Consider the following 15,092-nt stretch of genomic DNA (forward strand, 5'->3'; position numbering starts at 1 on the left):
CGCCATCCGCCATTCCCCGACCTCGTGCTGGTGTCGCACGCAACGCGGGCGCTCCAGACCTGGGAAATCGCCTGGGAAGCGATGAAGGAACTGGTGCCGGCGCCCGAGGTCGAACTGACGCCGGAACTCTACGGCGCCGACGTTTCCCAACTGCTCGAGACCATTCGCAACGCGTCCGTCGCCGATCCGAAGCGGCTGATGATGGTCGGGCACAACCCCGGAATGCATGAGTTGGCCATCGCGCTTGCAGGTCACGGCGATCCCGCCGGCCGCGGCGCCCTCGCCGACAACCTGCCGACGGCGGGCCTCGCCATTTTGGACTTCGACATCGACAACTGGAACGATGTGGGCTTACGGCGTGGCAGCCTCGTGCTGTTCGTCAGCCCCAAACTGTTAAAGCAAACATCGGGCGACTAAAGAACTGCCCTCTTTTGGCGCGATCACCTGTCATCGCGCTGAGGCCTTGTTCCAAACCGTGCTAAGCTGGTTCCAAAATCGAGGACCCCCTTGGATTTTTTCCAAAAGAGGTTCCGCACCGGCATCTTCACTGGGAGGCGCAGATGTTCAGTTCCATCCTCGTGCCGCTTGACCTCGCCGACACCGATCTGGCGCGGCCGGCCATCGCCACGGCGGCAACGCTGTCGCAAACCTGGAATGGCAAGGTAAGGCTGCTCAATGTCCTGCCGATGACGCCGGTGATGCTGGCCGAATATGTACCGGCCGATTTCGACGTTCAGCAGCGACAGACCTCCGAAGAGGCGCTCGCCATCGTGGCGCAGGAATCCGGCATCGATGCCGCGCGCATCTCAACTGCTGTGCGCCAGGGCGGCATCTATCACGAAATCCTCGAGGAAGCTTCTGTTGTCAAAGCTGACCTGATCGTCATGACCTCGCACCGCCCCGCCATGCGCACCTATTTTCTCGGCTCCAATGCCGGCCACGTCGTTCGTTACGCCAAATGCTCGGTGCTGGTGGTGCGGCACTGAAGCCAACGGCTGATCGTTCTGCTCAAGGCAGCAAAGCTTTCGGCAACTCGCCAAACGTATAGGTCAGCGGCCGGTTGCGCGTGATGAAGCCGCCCACTTGCCACGTGAACAAGGCGGCAAAGCCGACCAGGAAAAGCGCGCCTGCCCATTCGCGCGACACGAGCGAGCGCAGCAACAGCCCCGCCATTGCGACGGCGAGTAACGTCACCACGGCGATTGCCGCCGCATAGAGCCGCGGATTCAGGCCGCCGCTGAGAACGGCTTGGCTTCCCGCTTTCGCCATCCGGGCGTGCAATCCAATCATAAAGGCGCGGTAGTCGCGATCCTGCGGCGCCATCAGCGCCGCCGTCTGCCAACTCGTCGAGAAAATGGTGAGCCGTCCGCCGCCTGTTTTTTCGATGTCGGCGCGAAATCGCCGCGACTGCATCGACACCGGACGATAGGACAGGCGCACCGCCGCGATATCGGCATAGTTCCAAAGACCGGTGCGGCCGGCGATGCGCCAGGACAGTCCCTGCTCCGTCAATTCGAACTGATGTGCCGAACCGATCAGCGAGGCCTTGTAGGCGTAGCGAAGACCTGCTTCAGGCAAATCAGACGGCATGAGCGGTGAACTGTCCATTCCTGGTTGGGAGCGTGAACGTAGCGCCTAATAAGATACGCATGCCCAGAAAAATGCGGCGGTCGCAAGCCCGCCCAACACCGTTCGCACAGCATGGATGACGCCCCATTTGACGATGAGCGCCCGGGATGGCGGGCCGGCCTTGCCGGGATCTGTCGCCAGCAAGGCGTTATTGGTGGGTCGAATGACGATCAGCGTCCATGGCCACGGCGCAATGATCAGGATGGCGCCGATGAGGCAGCCGATATGCTCGACCCGCGACCACTCCAGCATTCCCAGCACGAAACCGATCAGTGCGAGCGGCGCCTGCATCGCGGTCCCGCGCTTGTAAGACGGCTTCCACTCGCTGAGCAGCGCGCGATCGTCGAGCGTCAGGCGTGCCGGCTGCTCGGCGAAATTGACGTAGAAGGCCGCGCCGGTAAACATCGCCGAAGCGATCAATGCGAGAAGGCCGAACACCATGGCCAAACCTCATCACGGAGTTCTTTAAAGACCGGCTTGCGCCGATCGCTGGCTCTATTCTACAACCGCAACATGCCCGAGACGACCCCATTTCCAAGCCGCCTGATTCTCGCTGCTGCCGCGATCTCGGGTGTGCTGCTGGCGCTTGCCGTGCACATGCTGGGCGCAAGGTTCGGGCTCGACCTCGGCGGCCTGTGGCGATCCGATCCAAACAATTTCATGCCGGCAGGTAGCGCGCTGGCGTGGTGGCTGATTGCAACCGTGGGCTTTTCCGGCGGCTATTTCACGGCGTCGCTGATGCACAGCGCGGCATCGGGGCAAATTCCGCAGCGGATGCAGCAGTTTTTGATTGCGGTCGGCGTGCTCGTACTTATAGGCGCGGGCCAGGCTGCTGCCGCACCGAGCCCGCTGCCGACCGTCTCCGGTGTTATCGCGGGGTTTGCCGCGCTTGGCCTGGGCGCCGCGATGGCATTCTGCGGCGCCCATTTCGCGTTGCGCAAGGCGTGACCTTAGTTACGTCTTGAAGCGCCGTACCAGATCACCGCGCCTCCCGCCAACAGAAGCGCCGCGGAGATCATCAGCGAGTGATGCGCGCCGCTCATGAACCGGCCTGACTGGCCGATCAGCGAACCGAACAGCGCCACGCCCAGCACGCTTCCGGTCTGCCGGGTCGCATTGAGCACGCCGGCAGCGATGCCGGAACGCGATTTATCGACGCTGCCCAGAAGCGTGGAGGTGAGCGGCGGGACCAGCAGGCCCAGACCGCCCCCCATGATCACGAACTGGCCGACGATCATCCAGTAAGGCGTGCCCGGCGCGATGCCGAGCAGCGTCAGGCACCCGAAAGCCGCCAGCGCCGCGCCGAGCGCAATGGCCACCGGCGCACCGAGCCGTTCGGTCACGCGCGCCGCGATCAGATTGGCCGGCAGCACCGCGCCCATCATCGGCACGAACATCAGACCGGTCGCCACCGGTGACAGGCCGTTGATGCGCTGGAAGTACAGACTGAACACGAAGATCAGTCCGTAAAAGGCGATGTTGACGAGCAGACCGACCAGCGAGGTGAGCGCAAACAAGCGATGCGAAAACAGCGACAGCGGCAGCATCGGCTGCTCCGCGCGGCGCTCTAGCAGGATGAACAGCGCGGCCAGCGCCACGGACGCAACGAATGCGGCAAGCACAAAGCCGTTGGACCAGCCGAGCGCGCCGCCCTCGATGATGGCGCCGGCGAGACAGCCGAGCGCGGCGATCGCCGTCACCTGGCCCGGCAGGTCGACCTCGCGTTGACGATTGGCCGCGGTTTCGGTGGCGTATTTCCAGCTTAGCCAAAGCCCGGCGAGACCGATCGGCAGATTGACCAGAAAGATCGATCGCCATCCGACGAGCGCAATCAGTCCGCCGCCGACCAGCGGCCCTGCCGTCAGTGCAAGGCTCGCGCCAGCGGCCCAGATTCCGACCGCCCGTCCGCGCGGCTTTTCATCGGGATAGGCGTGGTTGAGCAGCGCCAGCGAATTCGGGACCAGCGTGGCCGCGCCCAATCCCTGGACGGCTCGCGCCGCGACCAGCACCATCGGGTTGGGGGAAAGCGCGCACGCCAGCGAAGCGGATGTGAAGATGGCAAAGCCCGCCATGAGCACCCGCTTGGCGCCGATGCGATCGCCGAGCGCGCCGGCGGTGAGAATGAAAGCCGCAAAGGCGATGGTGTAGGCGTTGACGATCCACTGCAACTCCGCCACGCCGCCGCCGAGCGAGGCGCCGATGCGATCGAGCGCGGTGTTGACGATGGTCACGTCAAGCTGAACCACGCCGTAGCCGAGGCTCATGGCAAACAGGGTCAGCGACGCCGGCACGCCTCGCGCGGGCTGTCGTTCCGGCTTCCGTCCGGCGGGAAATTCTTCTTCGCGTGGCGCACTGTCCGAAGGAGTTTCGGTCGTAGCCTCAAACGGCTGCAATTTGGTGGCTGTTCTTGGCATCGGCTATCTCCATTGGTCACGCAGGACCCAACGCGAAGATAACCTGCCGGTTCACCTCAAAATTTCGATGAATGCCGAAGTGTGCTGTCGACGGCAGAAGCTTCCCGCCGGACAATCGTGAAGCCGTCACACCTCAGGTGGGCGCGTGGGCATCTGGACATCCCAGGCCAATCCGACAGCAACGAACAGCCGCAGCAGAAGATAGGTCAGATCGATCTCCCACCAGTGCCGCTGATTGCAGGCGCAGCCCGGCTCGGAATGGTGATTATTGTGCCATCCCTCGCCGCTCGCCAGGATCGCCACCAGCACATTGTTGCGGCTGTGGTCGCCGGTGTCGTAATTCTGATAGCCGAACACATGCGCCAGCGAATTCACGCTCCAGGTGATGTGCCAGACGATGACGGTTCGCACCACGACGCCCCATAGCCAGATGCTCGCCGCGAATTGCATCGCCGCCATCGGCGCGTCGCCGAGTACAAGCGCGATCAGAAAACCCGCAGCAAAATACAACATCGACTGCGAGAGCGTGACCCACACAACGTAGCGCTCGATAAAGCGATAGAAACGGTCGCGCAGGATGTCGCGTGCGTAGCGGTCGTAGGCGACCTGACGACCGAGGTCGGTATTTTCCAGAAACAGCCAGCCCATGTGCGACCAGAAGAAATTGACCAGCGGGCTGTGCGGGTCGGGGCGCTCATCCGAACGATGATGATGCATGCGATGCGTCGCGACCCAGCGCGCCGGCGTATCCTCCACGCACCAGACAGCCAGCAGTGCGAACGCATGTTCCAGCCAGAGCGGACATTTGAAGCTGCGATGCGTAAGCAAGCGGTGGTAACAAAGGTTCATGCCGCAGGCGCCGTAGACATAGACGCCGACCACCGCGAGCACGACGCCAGCCTTGCTGTAGAACCAGGGCACGAACGCGAGCAGCGCCAGCAGGTGATAGGTTGCGACGGCCGCGAGATATCGCCAATTGATCAGCCGTTCGCTGGCGCCGAGCGGAAGCGGCAGCGCCGCCGGTTCCGCGACAAAGCCGGTCAAGGTGGTATCAACTCGTTTGTCCAATGCAGCTGCCTCGCAATCGAAACATCTTTTTTACACAATTGCCGGCGGTTCGCGAGGCCAAACCTGTGGAAATTTGCAGCAATAATAGAGGCTTTAGGAAGGTTCTATGGTTCCAGTTCCACCACGGTTCCCCTCGGTGCAGCTTCAGAGGAAAACGCCGCGGCCAACTCCATTGCCGCGGCGCGACTGTTCCTCACTCCGTTTAGCTTCACCGATTTAACTGGCGATCAAACGGATCAACTTGCGGCCCGAAGATTGATCTTGCCCTCGGCCAACGAGGTCAGCTTCTGATCGGTCTTCTTCTCCTCATCGAGCGTCTTCTGCAGGATGGTCGCGCAATCGTTACGGCCAAGCTGCCGCGCCCAGGCGATCAGGCTGCCGTAGCGCGCGATCTCATAGTGTTCGGCCGCCTGTCCAGCATTGATCAAGGCCGCATCCAGAACCGATTTGTCGGCAACCTCGCCGGCAACCTCATCGGCTTCCTCGATGATGCCATCGATGGCGGGGCAATCGACCCCCTGCACCTTTGCGCCGATCATGAGGAACACTTCCTCGAGGCGCTTTACGTGCGTCTTGGTCTCTTCGAGATGGGTGAGAAAGCCCTCCCTTAGCTGCTTGTCGGTCGCCTTCTCGGCCATCTTCGGCAGTGCCTTCACCAATTGTTGCTCGGCGTAATAAATATCCTGCAATTGATGCACGAACAGATCGTTCATGGTTTTGATGTCGCGGGTGAAGAGTCCCATCGTTCCAATCCTTCTTGTTCTACGGAACACAACCGCGCGCCCTGGTCTCCTGCTGCACGCCGATGTGTTCGCTGGCTGATGGTGAGCTAACCGGCGTGTACAGCCGACGTTCCTGGCAGAGCCGAAAACCTCGCGTCGGGAACATCCGGGGATCGAAACAGGCCGCAGCGCTGCATGGCCGCTATTCCGCCTCGATTCCCCCGAATAGGCCGCCTATCTAAAGGGACGGCAGGGCCGATGCACGACAGTCCGCCGCTTTGTCAAGGACTGCACAAACAAAGGTTTTTGCCTTATGCATTTTGTTTCCAGGGTGATCGGGGCCAAATGCCGAGGTCGCTTCGAGAGGCCGGCAACGCCGTTGCGGCCCTGCCGGGAGGATGAATGGTTCGGCTGTTAGCCACGCTACGGCGTGGCTTTAAGGAACGGATAGGCTGGAAGCGCGTAGGAGTTGCCGCCAGCCTCGTGATCATCGCCTTCGCGATCACGACACTCGTTCGCACCCTCAAGGGCATCGACACCGGGGTGATGCTGGTGGCGCTGACGGACATCGCGCCGCACCGCATCGCGTTGGCCGGGCTGTGCGTGGCCGGCGCCTTCTGCACCCTGACGTTCTATGATTTCTTTGCGGTCCGCACGCTCGGCAAGAAGCATGTGCCCTATCGTATCGCGGCGCTGTCGAGCTTCACCAGCTATTCGATCGGGCACAATATCGGCGCAACGGTCTTCACCGGCGGCGCGATCCGTTTCCGGATATATTCGGACTATGGCCTAAGTGCCGTCGACGTCGCCAAGATCTGCTTTCTTTCCGGCCTGACCTTTTGGCTTGGCAACACCTTTGTGCTCGGCATCGGCATGGCCTGGCACCCCGAGGCAGCCTCGTCGATGGATCAGCTGCCCGCGGCGATCAACCGGCTGATCGCGTTTGGCGTGATCGGGGCCATCATCGCTTATCTGGTCTGGCTCACGCTCGGAGACGAGCGGCGCGAGCTTGGGCAGAACGGCTGGATGGTCAGGCTGCCTTCGGCGCCGCTGACGCTGGTGCAAATCCTGATCGGCGTGGTCGATCTCGGTTTTTGCGCCACGGCGATGTATCTATTGATGCCGGCCCAGCCGCACATCGATTTCATCTCGCTGGCGGTGGTGTTCATTCTGGCGACGCTGCTCGGCTTTGCCAGCCACGCGCCCGGCTCGCTTGGCGTGTTCGATGCCGCCATGCTGGTCGCGCTTCCGCAATTCGGCAAGGAGCAGCTGCTGGCGACGCTGGTGGTGTTCCGCATCCTCTATTTCATGATCCCCTTCGGCATCGCGATCTCGATCATGGGAACGCGTGAGCTCTGGCTCAACGTGGTGCTGCCCTGGCAGCTGCGCCGCAAGCAAGGCGATCCCTGCGAGACGATCGAGCCCGAGACGGCTGAAGTCGTCGAGGTGAAGGCGACGTTGCCCTTCCCGCAGCGCTCCCGCGCCGGCTCCCGCCGCTAAACCCGGCAGTTCACTGCCTCGCGGGTGAGGCGGACTTCTTCTTTCCCGATGGCGGCTTGGCCGCGAGCGCCTGCCCTGGGAGATATTTGGCGATAATTGCCGGATCGACGGAAGCAAGTTCCGAATCCGGCAAACGATCCCAGACATCGTCTTTCCCCAAGAGCGGCGTCAGCACATAGCCGCGCAGCGTGAGTTGCTGACCGTCGGCGCTCAGGGTCATTTTCGCCTTCCAGACTTCCCCGTCGCGCGGGTCGAGAACGTTGCCGCCTTCATATTCGAGGCCATTGCGCTTCATGTCGCGGATGAAGGAAATGCCGAGCACCGGCGCATTCTTGCGGTCATCGGTGCATTGCGCGCAGGTAGGCGTTTCGGGCACGCCGGCTCTGGAAAATTTCTTCGCGATCACGCCTTCGAAACTGCCGTCATGGTGATCGACCATCAAAATCCAGATCACCGGCTGGCCGTCTTCGGTTTTTTGCCAGAGGCCCGCCGCCGATGGCTCGGCCGCGTATCCGGGAAGAGAGGCCGTGAGCGCCAGCGCAAGCGTGCCCGCGATCGCAAGCTGACGCTGCATTCTGCCTACCGCTTTCCACATCACCGCGACCCGTTTCGTGTCAGCCGAAAGAACAGGCCGAGCCTACGTTCATTTACCGCAGGCGGCCAGTGCGGGCGCACCCCAGAGGTTACGTTCGCCCGCGCGAGTAACGCTCTGAAATGTGACGACAATCCGACCGCAGGGGCTTGACCGTCAATTGACGCCGAGTTTCTTCTGCAGGCTTGAGGATGAGGTCGTGTACTGGAACACGAGGCGCTTGTCCGGATAGACGTAACGGTGCGCCTTCTGGGCCATCAGCGAGCCCTCGTGGAAGCCGCACAGAATGAGTTTGAGCTTGCCGGGATAAGTGTTGATGTCGCCGACGGCGAAGATTCCGGGAACGCTGGTCTCGAAGGCCGACGTCTCGACGGGCACCAGATTGTTTTCGAGCTGAATGCCCCAGTTCGCAACCGGCCCGAGCTTCATGGTGAGGCCGAAGAACGGCAGCATGGTGTTGCAGTCGACCTTCGACATGGCGTTGTCGTTGCCCTTGACGTGCGCGCCCTTGAGCACGCCGCCGTCACCTTCCAGCGCCGTGACCTGACCGATCCTCAGGTCGAGCTTGCCGGCTGCGACCAGCGCGCGCATCTGTTCGACGCTGTGCGGCGCCGCGCGGAAGTCGTCGCGACGGTGCAGCAGCGTCACGCTCTTTGCGATCGGATGCAGGTTGAGCGTCCAGTCGAGCGCGGAATCGCCGCCGCCGACGATCAGGATATCCTTGTCGCGGAACTGCTCCATCTTGCGCACGGCGTAAAACACCGAAGAGCCTTCATAGGCCTCGATGCCGGGCACCGGGGGGCGCTTGGGCTGGAACGAGCCGCCGCCGGCCGAAATCACCACCACCTTGCATTCGAAAGTCTTGCCGGCGTCGGTCGTGACACGGAAAGCCGGATCGCCGATCTTCTCGATCTTCTCGACCATTTCGTTGAGATGGAAGGTCGGGTTGAACGGCTTGATCTGCTCCATCAGCGCTTCGGTCAGGCCCTGCCCGGTGACGAAGGGAATGCCGGGAATGTCGTAGATCGGCTTTTCCGGATAAAGCTCGGCGCACTGGCCACCGACCTTGTCGAGGATGTCGACGAGATGGGTCTTCATGTCGAGCAGGCCCAATTCGAAAACGGAAAACAGCCCGCACGGGCCCGCGCCAATGATCAGCACGTCGGTCTTGATCGTTTCGCTCATGTCGCTTCTTTTCGGTTGAACGGGGCGCGGCGGGCGCCGGTGACCGCGCCTGTCTAACCAACAGGAAAGCGGGAGGAAAGCCATAATATGCTTGCGGGCGTCACGACAACCCCTTGCCGCCATTCGACAACTAGGCTGTAAGGGCTGCAACCTCGGAGACCCTGCCCTGTGAATGCCCCTGCTCGATCCGACCATACGCCGCGATTGGAGGATTTTCCCTACCGGCTGACCGACAATGTGCGCTTTGCCGACCTCGACCCCAATCAGCACGTCAACAATGCGGTTTACGCGACCTATTTCGAGACCGGCCGCGTCACGCTGATGAAGGATCGCAGCTACGGGCTGATGCCGGAGGGCCTCGCCTGGATCATGGTGCGGCTCGACATTCATTTCCGCGCCGAATTGCGCTGGCCAGGTACCATCGAGATGGGATTAGGCGTTGCGAAATTCGGCCGAACTTCAGTGACCTTCGATCAGGTGGTGTTTTCGCAAGGCCGCTGCGTGGCGTCGGCGCAATCGGTGACGGTCTTGATCGACGAGGCGACGCGCGAGCCGACGCCGCTGACGCCAGAGATCATCGCGAAATTTCAGCCATGGCTTCGCCGCGGCGTGCGGGTTTAGACGCGCTACGCCTGACGCTCCGGCGTCGAAACCACGAGGCCGTCGAGTTCGTCGGAAACCTTGATCTGGCAGGACAGACGCGAATTCGGCCGCACGTCGAAACCGAAGTCCAGCATGTCCTCTTCCATCGGCGAAGGCGGGCCGACTTTCTCGCGCCAGGCTTCGTCGACATAGACATGACAGGTGGCGCAGGCACATGCGCCGCCGCATTCCGCCTCGATGCCCGGGATCGCGTTACGGATCGCCGCTTCCATGACGGTGGCGCCGTTTTCGACGTCGATGGTGCGGGTCTCGCCGGAATGGTCGACAAAGTGAATCTTGGCCATGTTCGCTCGTATTGCCGGAAAAAAGGGGTCCGGGCAGACCTATAACGGGTCGATCCGGTCCGCGCTAGTGGAGTGGATTTGGCATTCGCTCCCCACCTGGCCGCAAATTCCGAAAGCGAATGCCAAATCCCAAACTCCACTAGAAACATATATTTGCTAGTGGTCCTGTGATTCTAACATTCGCAATGTGTGGCCGCTGAGAAGGGATGCGAATGGAGTGGATTGGGAGAAGATTTGCAGGAATCGGTCAGCCCGACCGATCAGTCCCGGTCCAAAACGGCGTCGATGGCGGCACGGGCCTGCGCGACGGCGTCGTCAAGCTCGCTCAAGGCCTCGGCCGTGTCGCCGCCGGACTTGATCAGCGTCTCGATATGGGCTGCCGCGTCGGCGACCGCGAAAGCGCCGATCGCACGCGCCGACCCCTTGAGCGTGTGCGCCAAAACGGGGGCATCGGCAGGCATCGCCGCCAACGCTTCGGCGAGGCGCGAGGCCTGCGCCGAAAACATCGTCAGCACTTCCCGCTCCAACGCGGCATCGCCAAGCGTCATCCGGCGCAGATGGTCGATATCGATCGGACCGTCATCGGGAGCGAGCGGTGGCGATGGCATCCAGTCAATCCGATCCAGATGAAGCGGCATGGGCTAGGTCCCGGTTCTAACATTCGCATCCTGTCGCGGCCGGCTCGTTTGCGAATGTCAGAACCAAAGGGACACTAGTATTAGGTTTCTAGTGGAGTTTTGGATTTGGCATTCGCTTTGCGAGTCCGCGGCCAAGTGGGGTAGCGAATGTCAAATCCACTCCACTAGTCCAATTCTAGCCCGCTCTGCGCTACGGAGGGCGCGGGTCCGGGTGAGCCAATCACGGAATTGGTTAATGGAACGTTGTGCGGCAGGCCGACAGCTTCGCCGCATCTTCGCCTTTTTTTCAGCAAAGAGCTGCCGCAATTGTCATTGGCGCACGAAATTTCAAAGCTTTGTAAGGTCTTACGGCGCGACGCTATTAACGATGATTAAGATTGTATTAATCCTACCATTTCAATCGTGACGCCTAGCCAATAGGATGTTCGCCGGACGTGTGCGGACAAGCCGGCCCCCATTGAGTCGGCCTTTGAGCGCTGCGTCCGATCATGATGCCGGTTTTGGGCTTGCGGGGGGCATTCGCAGGACTTTTTCCGGATTGCGTAAGCAGTAAAACTGAGGGCTCGGACTGAACATGGCGAACACCCCCAAAAAGGTCAAAGACCCGACGGAAGTTGCGCTTTCTGCCATTCAGGAAGCCCTCAACATCGATGGTGCGTCCGGCGACATCAGGGGTTCGTCGCGCAACGACGCGGAGTCAGACATCAACTCCTCCGCGCCTTCATTTGACGATTCCTCGTTCGACACGCGTCCGATCAACGACCGGCCGACCTTCAATGCCATCGAAGAACCGCGCGCGCGCCGCGCAGCCAACGACGACCGCGAAGTCATCGGTCAGGCTTTGCAAGCAATTCAAAAGGGCCGCCTCGCGCGCAACTCCTATACGCTCGCGACCCTTTTTGCCGGCGTGTGGATTCTCGGCTCCATCATTCTGACCGTCAGTTTCCTGCCCTCCTTGCGGGCCTCGATCGGCGAGGGCAGCGGCGGCACACTGGCGTTGGCCGGATTGTTTGCGTTGTTCTTGGCGCCGGTCTTCCTGTTCTATTTCATGGCGCACCTGTCCTGGCGTGGTCAGCAACTGAGCACGATCGCGCAATCGATGGCGCAGGTCGCGATCCGTTTCTCCGAGCCCGAGGGTGCCGCAAGCGACTCGATGATAACGGTTGGACAAGCGATCCGCCGCGAAGTCGCGGCGATGGGCGACGGCGTCGAACGCGCGATCGCGCGCGCCGGCGAACTCGAAACCCTGGTCGCCAACGAGGTCTCCGCGCTTGAACGCGCCTACAGCGACAACGAAGTGCGGATTCGCGCGCTGCTTCAGGACATCGCCCATCAGCGCGACAACCTGGTCGGCCAGGCCGAACAGGTGCGCAGCGCCATTTCCGGCGTGCAGATCGACCTGCGTCACGATATCGCGCTGATCTCGGACGCGATCGCCTCCCGTGTCGACGAAGTCGCGAAAAGCATCACCGGTGCTCTGGAAGAGCGCGGCGCGCACATCACGAGTGCGCTGGCCAATGCCGGCGACAACATGATCCTGGCGCTCGGCGAGCGCGGCGGCGATCTGCTCGATCGCCTCGAGGAAGCGAGCGCCGAGACCACGCGCGCGGTGCTTGACGCCAGCGAGCGGCTGACCACCAGCCTCAATTTCAAGACCGGCCACGTCCACGACGAGTTCGTCGAACTCGCCGACCGCGTCCACGAAATGCTCAACGAGCGCCTCGATCGCATCACCGCCGAATTCGAGCAGCGATCCTCCACCATCGTGGATGGCATTTCCGATCGTACCGAACAGGTGCACGACTCCCTGAAGAATTCCAGCGACTCGCTGCTGCTGGAGCTCGAGCTGCGCTCGGGCGACCTCATCAACAAGATCGACGAATCCGGCAACCGCCTCGCCTCGAAAATCCTGACGTCCGGCGAGAAGGCAAGCGATGCGCTCGACGTGACCGCGAACTCGCTGGTCGCCAAGGTCATCGGCCAGACCGAGAGCGCCCACGACGCCCTCTCCTTGCAGATCAACGCCTTCGACGAACTGGTGAAGAACCAGGGCGGGGAGCTCGTGGAAAAATTCGCCCGCGATTCTGGCACGCTCGGCGCCCTGATCACCCGCCACATCTCCGAATTCGACCGCACCGTCAAAACCTTCGGCGGCGAGATCGTCGAGCGGATGGGCCAACGCACCAGCGACATTGCCGATACGTTGAAGACCTACGTCGACAACTTCGATACCCGCCTGACGTCGAACGGCGGCCAGATCACCGCTTCGCTCGATCAACGTTTGCTGCAATTCGAGACGACGCTCGGAAACCGCGTCGCCCATCTCGACACCTCGCTCGACAGCAAGATCAAATCGTTCGACGAATCGATCAACGGGCGCCTGCAATCGCTCGAACAGACCTTCGACACCCGCGCCCAGTCGGTCACCTCGACCATCGACGGCCGGCTCGGCACGCTCACGGCTTCCCTCACCGACGGCACCGCGCAAGCGGTGGCAGCGGTCGATCAGCGCATTGCCAGCGCAACCGACACGATCGATGGACGGGTAACCCAGCTCACCGAAATCATCGGGGCGCGGTTCCAGGAAATCCACCAGGGCATCCAGACCCGCATCGGTTCGGTTGCGAACGATATCGATACGCGGGTGGCGCAGTTCGAGGAACTGCTGGATTCCCGCATCGAAGCCGTGGCCGGCCGCATCGAAAGCAGCGGACGCCAGGCGAGCGAAACGCTGATGGCCCGAGCCGAGGAGTTGTCGGGCGGGATCAAGTCCCATGTCGAGGATGCGGAACGCTCGCTCACCAATCTCGTCGTCAACACCAGCGAGACGATTCAGACCGGCGCCCGCGCGGCGCAACAGGCGCTGCTCGGGGTATCTTCGGACGTCGGCGCTCAACTGAAGCTGACCTCCTCGGAAGTCGAACGCGCACTGACTGCCGTCGGCGGCAGCGCCGCCAATTCAATCCTGGTCTCGGCCCGCGACGCGCAGGCGACGCTGGTGTCGGCATCGTCCGACTCCGCCAATCAGGTCAAGGAACTCGCGGCCGATATCGAACGCTCACTGTCTGCCGCAGGGAGCGCCACTGCCGCCTCGATTCTCGCCGGCGCCCGCGAGGTCCAGACCTCGCTCGTCACCGCTTCGTCCGAAGCCACCGAACACGTCAAGACGCTTGCAACCGACGTTCAACGCACCTTGACGGCTGTCGCCACGGATACGGCCGCTTCCATCCTCAACAGCGCGCGCGAGGCTCAAAGCTCGTTCACCGCGACCTCGGCCGATTCCGCAAGCCATATCCGGGCGATCTCGACCGATCTCGAACGTTCGCTCGCTACCGTCACCACCAACACCACGGACCGAATCGTCGCCAGCGCGCAGACCGCGCAGCAGGCGCTGGTCGCAGCCTCCAACGAAGCCGCCTCCAAGGTCAAATCGACCTCGAGCGAAGTGGAGCGTTCGGTTCTGGCCGCGAGCGGTTCGTTCGGCACGGCGATGACCGGCAAGACCGACGAGATCGTCAACTATGTCCAGCAGCAGACGGAACGTCTGTCGCAGGTCATCGATGCCAAGCGCGGCGCATTGGTCGAAGCCATTAGCGCCAAGACCGGCCTGCTCACCTCTGAAGTCGACCGCGTCACCGGCGAAGCCCTGCGTTCGATCGAGACCCGTGCCCAGGGCTTCTCGCAAGCCATGCTGGGCAACAGCACCGAGGTGGTGCGCAACATCACCTCGGCCGGCGAACTGGCGACCTCTACCGTCAACAAGTCGCTGAGGGACCTGGAACTGTCGTCGCGCAATGCGATCGACCAGTCGCGCCAGGTCTCGATCGCCGCCGTCACCGAAATGCAGGAGACCAGCAAGATCCTGCGCACCGACACGGTCGCCCTGTTCGAGCGGCTGCGTGAAGGCAACATCCTGCTTCAGGAAGTCCTTACCGGCGCCCACGACAACCTCAACTCGCTGGAGCGCGCCCTCGTCACCCGCGTCGCCGATTTCGTCTCGGCCATGAACGACGTCACCACGCGTAACGGCGCGGCGACGCAGACGCTGGAAGATCAGCTGACCGTCTTCAAGTCCAAGACCGGGAAGGCGCTTGAAGATCTCAACTCGCTCTCGGGTCAGTTCGAGATCCACGGCCGGTCCCTGGTCGCGGCGGCCTCCGTCGTCGAGCAGAGCAACCGCAGCACCACCGCTTCGCTGGCCGAGCGGAAATCGGCGCTGGAATCGCTGGTCACCACGATCGATCTGCGCACCACCGACCTCGATCAGCGGCTGTCGCGCTTCACCGGCCTGCTGGATGAATCGTTGGCGGCAGCCGAAGAGCGCGCACGCGACATCGCGCGCGTGGTGGCGGAAACCGCCGGCGCCGGCTCCGCCGCGATCAGCCGGCAGTTCGAGG

At 62.3% G+C, this 15,092-nt stretch carries 15 protein-coding genes; 6 read left to right on the forward strand and 9 right to left on the reverse strand.

Going from position 1 to position 15,092, the window contains the following annotated elements; all coding sequences use genetic code 11:
* Positions 1-417, forward strand: a 417-nt coding sequence (locus tag WB528_RS09675; protein WP_423888199.1) for a SixA phosphatase family protein, incomplete at its 5' end; no start/stop codon positions are given.
* Positions 418-560: 143 nt separating this feature from the next.
* The gene (locus WB528_RS09680; protein WP_423888200.1) at positions 561-986 is read left to right on the forward strand and encodes a universal stress protein; all 426 of its coding nucleotides are present in this window, start codon (positions 561-563) and stop codon (positions 984-986) included.
* Between the two features lie 22 nt (positions 987-1,008).
* Here the strand turns inward: WB528_RS09680 and WB528_RS09685 are convergent, their stop codons facing one another.
* Both WB528_RS09685 and WB528_RS09690 read right to left on the reverse strand, forming a co-directional pair.
* Positions 1,009-1,590 (reverse strand): hypothetical protein, encoded by a 582-nt coding sequence (locus WB528_RS09685; RefSeq protein ID WP_423888201.1) that lies wholly within the window; start codon positions 1,588-1,590, stop codon positions 1,009-1,011.
* Positions 1,591-1,635: 45 nt separating this feature from the next.
* Positions 1,636-2,070: a DUF1772 domain-containing protein gene (locus WB528_RS09690; protein ID WP_423888202.1), complete on the reverse strand. Its 435-nt coding sequence runs from the start codon at positions 2,068-2,070 to the stop codon at positions 1,636-1,638.
* 72 nt (positions 2,071-2,142) lie between these two features.
* On the opposite strand from WB528_RS09690, the gene WB528_RS09695 reads away from it, so the two are divergent.
* A complete protein-coding gene (locus WB528_RS09695; protein ID WP_423888203.1) occupies positions 2,143-2,577 on the forward strand; it encodes a hypothetical protein in 435 nt (144 codons plus the stop codon).
* 2 nt (positions 2,578-2,579) lie between these two features.
* Here the strand turns inward: WB528_RS09695 and WB528_RS09700 are convergent, their stop codons facing one another.
* From WB528_RS09700 to WB528_RS09710, 3 genes are all read right to left on the reverse strand, one after another.
* On the reverse strand, positions 2,580-4,043 hold the full coding sequence (locus WB528_RS09700) for an MFS transporter (protein ID WP_423888204.1): 1,464 nt from the start codon (positions 4,041-4,043) through the stop codon (positions 2,580-2,582).
* 126 nt (positions 4,044-4,169) lie between these two features.
* Positions 4,170-5,111, reverse strand: coding sequence for an acyl-CoA desaturase (locus WB528_RS09705; RefSeq protein WP_423888205.1), 942 nt, complete (start codon positions 5,109-5,111; stop codon positions 4,170-4,172).
* Positions 5,112-5,347: 236 nt separating this feature from the next.
* Positions 5,348-5,854 carry a ferritin-like domain-containing protein gene (locus WB528_RS09710; RefSeq protein WP_423888206.1) on the reverse strand — a complete coding sequence of 169 codons (507 nt, stop codon included), beginning with the start codon at positions 5,852-5,854 and terminating at the stop codon, positions 5,348-5,350.
* A gap of 381 nt (positions 5,855-6,235) precedes the next feature.
* Here WB528_RS09710 and WB528_RS09715 point away from each other — a divergent pair, with 381 nt between their 5' ends.
* The gene (locus WB528_RS09715; protein WP_423888207.1) at positions 6,236-7,333 is read left to right on the forward strand and encodes a lysylphosphatidylglycerol synthase transmembrane domain-containing protein; all 1,098 of its coding nucleotides are present in this window, start codon (positions 6,236-6,238) and stop codon (positions 7,331-7,333) included.
* 10 nt (positions 7,334-7,343) lie between these two features.
* On the opposite strand, the gene WB528_RS09720 is transcribed toward WB528_RS09715, so the two are convergent.
* Entirely contained in the window at positions 7,344-7,907 is a 564-nt protein-coding gene (locus tag WB528_RS09720; protein ID WP_423888208.1) for a DUF2147 domain-containing protein, read from the reverse strand.
* Between the two features lie 174 nt (positions 7,908-8,081).
* Positions 8,082-9,110 carry an NAD(P)/FAD-dependent oxidoreductase gene (locus WB528_RS09725; protein WP_423888209.1) on the reverse strand — a complete coding sequence of 343 codons (1,029 nt, stop codon included), beginning with the start codon at positions 9,108-9,110 and terminating at the stop codon, positions 8,082-8,084.
* 168 nt (positions 9,111-9,278) lie between these two features.
* On the opposite strand from WB528_RS09725, the gene WB528_RS09730 reads away from it, so the two are divergent.
* Positions 9,279-9,731, forward strand: a complete 453-nt coding sequence (locus WB528_RS09730) for an acyl-CoA thioesterase (protein WP_423888210.1) — start codon at positions 9,279-9,281, stop codon at positions 9,729-9,731.
* Positions 9,732-9,736: 5 nt separating this feature from the next.
* Here WB528_RS09730 and WB528_RS09735 read toward each other — a convergent pair whose 3' ends face one another.
* Together WB528_RS09735 and WB528_RS09740 are read right to left on the reverse strand one after the other, a co-directional pair.
* Complete coding sequence (locus WB528_RS09735) at positions 9,737-10,057, reverse strand: 2Fe-2S iron-sulfur cluster-binding protein (RefSeq protein ID WP_079571799.1); 321 nt, start codon at positions 10,055-10,057, stop codon at positions 9,737-9,739.
* Between the two features lie 260 nt (positions 10,058-10,317).
* Entirely contained in the window at positions 10,318-10,695 is a 378-nt protein-coding gene (locus tag WB528_RS09740) for an Hpt domain-containing protein (protein WP_423888211.1), read from the reverse strand.
* Between the two features lie 574 nt (positions 10,696-11,269).
* On the opposite strand from WB528_RS09740, the gene WB528_RS09745 reads away from it, so the two are divergent.
* Positions 11,270-15,092 (forward strand): methyl-accepting chemotaxis protein (locus WB528_RS09745; RefSeq protein ID WP_423888212.1); only part of this gene is annotated, 3,823 nt, incomplete at its 3' end.

It is taken from the genome of Bradyrhizobium sp., assembly GCF_049586575.1.
GTDB lineage: Bacteria > Pseudomonadota > Alphaproteobacteria > Rhizobiales > Xanthobacteraceae > Bradyrhizobium.